The sequence below is a fragment of the Oscillospiraceae bacterium genome (assembly GCA_009780275.1).
GTDB lineage: Bacteria > Bacillota > Clostridia > Oscillospirales > UBA929 > WRAI01.
The window spans coordinates 1-5,907 of the sequence record WRAI01000045.1; the positions used below are offsets into that span (position 1 = coordinate 1).

General features: G+C 45.5%; 8 protein-coding genes and 1 tRNA gene. 1 reads left to right on the top strand and 8 read right to left on the bottom strand.

Annotated features, from left to right (window positions below; translation table 11 throughout):
- Positions 1-119 precede the first annotated feature (119 nt).
- From FWE06_10080 to FWE06_10110, 7 genes are all read right to left on the bottom strand, one after another.
- Positions 120-196 (bottom strand) — tRNA-Pro (locus FWE06_10080).
- Positions 197-249: 53 nt separating this feature from the next.
- Positions 250-1,773, bottom strand: coding sequence for a hypothetical protein (locus FWE06_10085; GenBank protein ID MCL2547508.1), 1,524 nt, complete (start codon positions 1,771-1,773; stop codon positions 250-252).
- Positions 1,774-1,837: 64 nt separating this feature from the next.
- Positions 1,838-2,197, bottom strand: coding sequence for a cation:proton antiporter subunit C (locus tag FWE06_10090; protein ID MCL2547509.1), 360 nt, complete (start codon positions 2,195-2,197; stop codon positions 1,838-1,840).
- A gap of 2 nt (positions 2,198-2,199) precedes the next feature.
- On the bottom strand, positions 2,200-3,156 hold the full coding sequence (locus FWE06_10095; GenBank protein MCL2547510.1) for a DUF4040 domain-containing protein: 957 nt from the start codon (positions 3,154-3,156) through the stop codon (positions 2,200-2,202).
- Positions 3,153-3,536 carry a monovalent cation/H(+) antiporter subunit G gene (locus FWE06_10100; protein ID MCL2547511.1) on the bottom strand — a complete coding sequence of 128 codons (384 nt, stop codon included), beginning with the start codon at positions 3,534-3,536 and terminating at the stop codon, positions 3,153-3,155. The genes FWE06_10095 and FWE06_10100 overlap by 4 nt, the downstream gene beginning before the upstream one ends.
- Complete coding sequence (locus FWE06_10105) at positions 3,533-3,871, bottom strand: monovalent cation/H+ antiporter complex subunit F (GenBank protein MCL2547512.1); 339 nt, start codon at positions 3,869-3,871, stop codon at positions 3,533-3,535. Before FWE06_10105 ends, FWE06_10100 begins: the two co-directional genes overlap by 4 nt.
- A 7-nt stretch (positions 3,872-3,878) precedes the next feature.
- Positions 3,879-4,352 carry a Na+/H+ antiporter subunit E gene (locus tag FWE06_10110; protein MCL2547513.1) on the bottom strand — a complete coding sequence of 158 codons (474 nt, stop codon included), beginning with the start codon at positions 4,350-4,352 and terminating at the stop codon, positions 3,879-3,881.
- A 296-nt stretch (positions 4,353-4,648) separates the two neighbouring features.
- Here FWE06_10110 and FWE06_10115 point away from each other — a divergent pair, with 296 nt between their 5' ends.
- Complete coding sequence (locus FWE06_10115) at positions 4,649-4,861, top strand: helix-turn-helix domain-containing protein (GenBank protein ID MCL2547514.1); 213 nt, start codon at positions 4,649-4,651, stop codon at positions 4,859-4,861.
- Between the two features lie 397 nt (positions 4,862-5,258).
- On the opposite strand, the gene FWE06_10120 is transcribed toward FWE06_10115, so the two are convergent.
- On the bottom strand, positions 5,259-5,771 hold the full coding sequence (locus tag FWE06_10120; protein ID MCL2547515.1) for a GrpB family protein: 513 nt from the start codon (positions 5,769-5,771) through the stop codon (positions 5,259-5,261).
- Positions 5,772-5,907: the final 136 nt, after the last annotated feature.

Genomic DNA, 5,907 nt, shown 5'->3' on the forward strand with positions numbered 1-5,907 from the left:
CCACTTGTGAGTATTCGCGGCCGAATAACAGGCTGGTTGTTGTGGCTCGGAAAGTATAAAGTTTAATTGAAAACAAAAAAGAGAATTAAAAGACATAAATCCCTTAATTCTCCCCGTTGTGGTCGGAGTGACAGGACTTGAACCTGCGGCCCCTTGACCCCCAGTCAAGTGCGCTACCAAACTGCGCCACACCCCGATAACTTGGCCATTATAACATGCAAAAAACCAATCGTCAAGTCCCAATTTTAATCATCCAATCAAATACGCCGCTACCAAAATCAAAGCAAACACGCCGCCCATGGCCGCGCAAGTGCCCTTAAAGCTGAGTTCAACACGCACAGCATGCCGTAAGAAAGACGTTTCGGCCGACACGTAGCGTTGCAGTAAATAAGCCGCACCCCAAGCCCCGGCGAGCAAAGCCAAATTGACAAGATGGTCAACGGCACCAAACGCCCGCGCCTGCATCGGAAATAACACCGCGCTGATAAAATAAATAGCACAAATAATAAAGACGGCAAGCTGTTTGCTGATATAAAATTGCGTGCAGTCAGGACACGATTTGCCGAACAAAATGCTGCCGAATCGCACAAACGCAGCATTCAACACAAGAAAGATAAGCAGTATCACCGCCCGCGCCGCTGTATCAGCGCGGAGCAGCACGGCATACTGTGTGGCAATCAGCCCCAAGAAAGTCAACAATATAAACCCGCCGAGTATCGGGCATCGCCGCAACACCCCACGAATCTGCGTCATATCACGTGTGCCGTAAGCAAAAACAATCATACCGACAATGAGAAATAAAGCGGCTTGCAGCAACGCGTACGTAATAATCGGATAGAGATAATCAACGCCGTCGGTGTTCAACACAACCATGATAAGCCCCAGTTGTGCCAACCCGCAATGTGTCAGAACGCGCTTAATATCTGTATGTGCCAACGCCTGCGCCGCTCCGGCGACTCCGGCAATAACCCCTAAAAAAAGGAATAATTCTCTCATCGCCACCAGCGCGAACACCGACTGTATGCGCAAAAAGAGATACAGCCCGCTTATCATATTGACACCGGCCAAAATGCCCGAGACGTCCGACGGCGCGCCCTCAGTTGGTACAGCTGCAGAGAACCAGCGCGATAGTGGGAAAATGGCGCACTTGAAAAGGACAAAGGTCATAATCAACGCATAAGGCAGCAACATCTGCGCATTGTCCAAGGTTGCCAGTGTCGCAGTCGCCGCGTCCATATCGAGTACGCCGGTCAGTGAATAGAAGTACCCGATGCCCAACAAAAAGAAAAATGAGGCCACGATGTTGAGCATAAAAAAGATCAGACCGTCATACATTGAGCGTTTCTTACGTTTATATAAGATTAGCACAGTGATGATAATCGAAACGACTTCCATCAGGACAAAGCGATTAAAAATATCTCGCGTCAAGAATAAACCGATTAACGCGCTCTCCCAAATAAACAGCAAAAACCAAAACAACCGGCTGTTCTGCTCATGCAAACTATACACAGACACAGCAAGAAAGATCAACGTCGCCAACAGTACAAACATAGCCGAAATATCATCGGCTCGTAACGTAATGCCTAAAACGCTCTCATAGTGCCCGATATTCGCTACCAGTGTTTCAGTACGTGATGCGATAAACAAATAAACGGCCACACCGGTCAGCGCGGCCTGCGCTGCGATGGCGACCAGCCTTGCCGCCCGCCGCGACGAAAACACGAACAAAAACACGGCAATCAAAATAGGAGCAGTAACGAAAATAGTCAGCATATATCAATACCCTTTTCTGCCGCACACTGCGGCCTTTTTCCGTAGGGCACAGTGACCCCAAGTGCTATTTGTCACTTGTGTCTACCAACCCTTTCAACGCCGTCCAGTCAGATGTCCCAAACTTTCGGTACAACGCAATTGCAATAATCAAGTTGACAGCCGTAACCGAAATGCCAATGATAATTGCTGTAATCATCAAGGCTTGCGGCAGCGGATCAGCAGCTGTTTCGGCAAGCGGATAAATCGGTGGCATTGCGCCATCAGTATATCCGATAGTCAAAAAGAAAAGGATGATAGCTGTTTCCATCAAACTGCACGCAATGATCGACTTAATGATCGTCTTGCTGATAAGCAGGCCATAAAACCCGATAAAGAACAACAGAATCGGTGCAAAGCGTACAAAAGTGTTAAAAGACAATGACATAGTTATCTCCTTTCAACGGCAACATAACGGAAGAGCAAGATTCCGAAACCGCACGTTACCTTGAACCCCAACAAAACGTTCATAGCGGTCAAATATATATTTTGGAAGGTTGGGTTCGCCAGCGCAGGAAAGAAGGCGGTAATGCCAAGAAAAACAACAAAGGCGGCCAAAATGATGATGGCTGCAAAAATAAGCTCTTCTAAACGCAAGAACTTATTTAGCGGCAAATCGTATAAATCATAGATAAGGTAACGGCAGATTAAAAAAGACGCCAACACAACGCCGCCCTGAAACGCGCCGCCCGGTGACGTAATGCCGTAAATGAGCAGATAAATGCCAAATAGCAGAACAAAGGGTGAAATCATACGCAAAGTAAAAATCGTCGTATTCGAACGCTCAATGCGCGTACACCTACGCTCCGCCCCTGGTGCATAGGTAGAGTCGTAATGCGACAAATGCAGCACTGCGACAACGCTAATGACCAAAATCAGGGCTTCAAACAACGTATCATATACGCGATAGCCTAAGTAAATGGCACTGACGGCATTCGTGCCGCCGACATCAGTGTGGAATCTATCCATAAACCGGTCGCGCAAATAAGGATTATCACCAACCGTTGGGGAAAAGGCAATAAATAAAGCCAGTAACCCCAGCACGAAGACAAACGGAACGATATATGTCAACATAATTCGCAGGGCATTGCCATTTGTTTTGGGCCTTATAATTTTGTTGTCAGTATTAAAGTCATAGTGCTTTTCGAGGCAAACAAGCAGAAAAATCGTTGAGAATGAGGTAATTGCTGCCTCGGCCAAGCCGATGTCGGGCGAGCCGAGCAATAAAAAACACGCCGCTGCAATCAACGAAAACACGCCGAGCCAAATCACAATCCGCGAAAAACATTTCTCGCACACAATGAACACACCGCATATGAGTAAAAATAGCAGCAATACTTGTATCATGCGGTGTCCTTTTCATCAGAATTTTTTTGGGTAGAAGGAGACATTTCTTGAGAAAAAGGGGATGCCTTTGAGGGTGAGTCCGACGTTTTTTGCGGTGCACCTTGACTAAAAAAAGCGCAACGTCCCAAAACATGTGCATTTAATGGGGCCAAAATGAGGATGATAATAAATAAAAGAGCCAACTTTCCGGTAAAAAAGCTAAATCCATGCCGGAGGGCCAGACCAAGAATCAGTGTAAGGCTGCCAACAATATCAATTTTCGAACTGACAAGCAATCGCGTGTAAAAGTCCCTATTGGTAAAAATGCCAACTATGCCAAAAAGCATAAAAACAAGCCCAGCGATGATGAAAATATAACTAAATATGGTCAATACACTCACTCTTTGCCCCTCTTTCCAATTGGCGCACCGTCGGCGCCATTGCCGCTGTTGCACAGCGTGTCGGCTTCTTTGGGAGCCCGCTTTGCCCTAGCCATGAAAAAACGTGCAATAAACATCGTGCCGATAAAGCCGAGCAGCGCATACATAAGTGCGATGTCTAACATATAGGCAATGTTGTGCAAAGAAGCAAACAACGCAATAAGCAACACGATTTTTGCTGTGATCAGACTTAAACCAAGCAATCTATCCCAATTTGACGGACCGCGGACAACGAGGACACCGCAAAGTCCCAAAAAGCCGATAATAACCCAGACAGCAATGCCTATAATCCCCATAATGCTCTCACTTTTCAACGCGTAAGAGCTTGCGCTCCAATTGTTGAACAATATTGGTAGACTGTATCGCGCCGGCATGATCTCGGCATGAATGAAGCAATAACGCAGTTAAAGTATTGTCTCGCAAGTCTAACAAAATTGAGCCCGGGGTAAGGGTAACCGAGTTGCCTAAGACGACTTTGAGAAAATCGCTTTGTACTTGTGTCTTAGCCGTTACAATATCGACTTTTGCTCCGATAAAAATGATTTTCATCACGTGAAACGCTGATATATATACCTGCCCGAGCAAATAAACAAGATACAGAATAAGTCGCCAAATGCAAAGGTTGCGCACAGGCTCAAACGGCAAGAGCTTTTCACAAATAATTATGCAGATAACGCCAAAAATAAGGCCTGGAATAATAGTAGTCCAAGAGAGTGCTTCGCCTAAGATGATCCATACAAATGCCAAAATCAGTACAAAAGATATACGACGGAACATGATATACCTACCTTCGCGCGACAACTCGCTCACATATTATTAACAACAAAAGAGCTGTTCGAAGAAAGAGCGCGGATTCTACTCACAGCATAATTCAGTATACACTATTTCGACAAAAAAAACAAGGCCTTTTAACGATGTATTATTGTTTGACAATCGGAAGAAGTTGCACTATACTGAAAAATAAGTATAAAATGAACGATACAGTCCAATTGAAGAAGTGGCGTGACGCAACCAATGGTCGACAAATTGCCGCTTTTATATTGATAGAAATTAGTCTTTGGTGAGGTATAGCTATGCAAGACATTGGACATCGTATCCGAATTTGCCGTGTGCGCAGCAATCTGTCGCAAGAGGCTCTCGCCGAAATCCTCGGCGTGACGCGGCAAGCAGTGTCAAAGTGGGAGCGTGGGCAGTCGTTGCCCGAGATTGTCAACATCATCATGTTGAGTCGATTATTTAACGTTACGACCGATGCCTTGCTCATCGGCGAACATCATACAAAGTGAGGAAAATAAACATGGAAACGATTACAATTAGTCGTATTCATTGACCAAGCGTGCCTCAACATTGTGCCACAAGCCTATGCCTCCATTGGAGTAAATGAGTCACGCTCATCTACTCCAATGGAGGCATAGGCTTTTACCCAAACTGCGTTTGAACAATATCAGCAAAAACGCACGAAATCTGTTATGCTTTGTCAACGGGTGAATTGAGATTTTTTCATTTTTAGTGGGTGGGGCGCGTGGTTGTCGGCTGATTTTGTAGGGCATGGCGTACTCCTTTCACGGCGAATTTTAGACATAAGAAACGCCGCGCAAGGGCAATCCCTGCTCGGCGTTTTGTTGTTCATAATATCAGTTTTTACGGCGTAAGTCGGCGGTTAGTCGTTAGCGGTGGAAATGCTTATTTTCTGCACCTCTGCATTATTTCAGCAATGCACGGTGACTTTGCTTTCATATAGCCGTCCATATCTTCTGGATAGTGTTTTGCGGCGAGTGTTTTTACCTCTGAATACCAATCCCTGTCTTTGGGAGCTGAGCGCAAGTAATCTCTAAACGCAATGTGCACTTTTAGTGCCTCAGAGTATTGGGGACACACATATAAATGGTGCTTCATTAAGTGTGGCTTATCTGTGTACTTGAATGCGTGTCGCTCTTTTGCGCCTAAATCGCCCTCGTGCGTATATCCGACTTGCTCCAATCTGTTTTTTACAACCTCAAAAGAGTTATAGTCTTGGATAACAATAGATATATCGATAATGGGTTTAGCAGACAATCCTTTAACTGATGTACTTCCAATATGCTCAATCACCACAATAATGCCATCTAAAACAGCATACAATTCACTTTTTATTTTTTCATACTCAATTTTCCACTTCTCGTCATACGGAACAACGACAACCCTTTTCATCTCCATACTCACTAATATAAACTACCGACCTTGCCGTGGGCGAGGTGGCATGGTGTAGCGAATGCCACTACTCACACCATGAGCATACCACAACGGCGGGATAAAGTCTACCCCCAGTATCTAACGATGGGGGGGGGGGGGG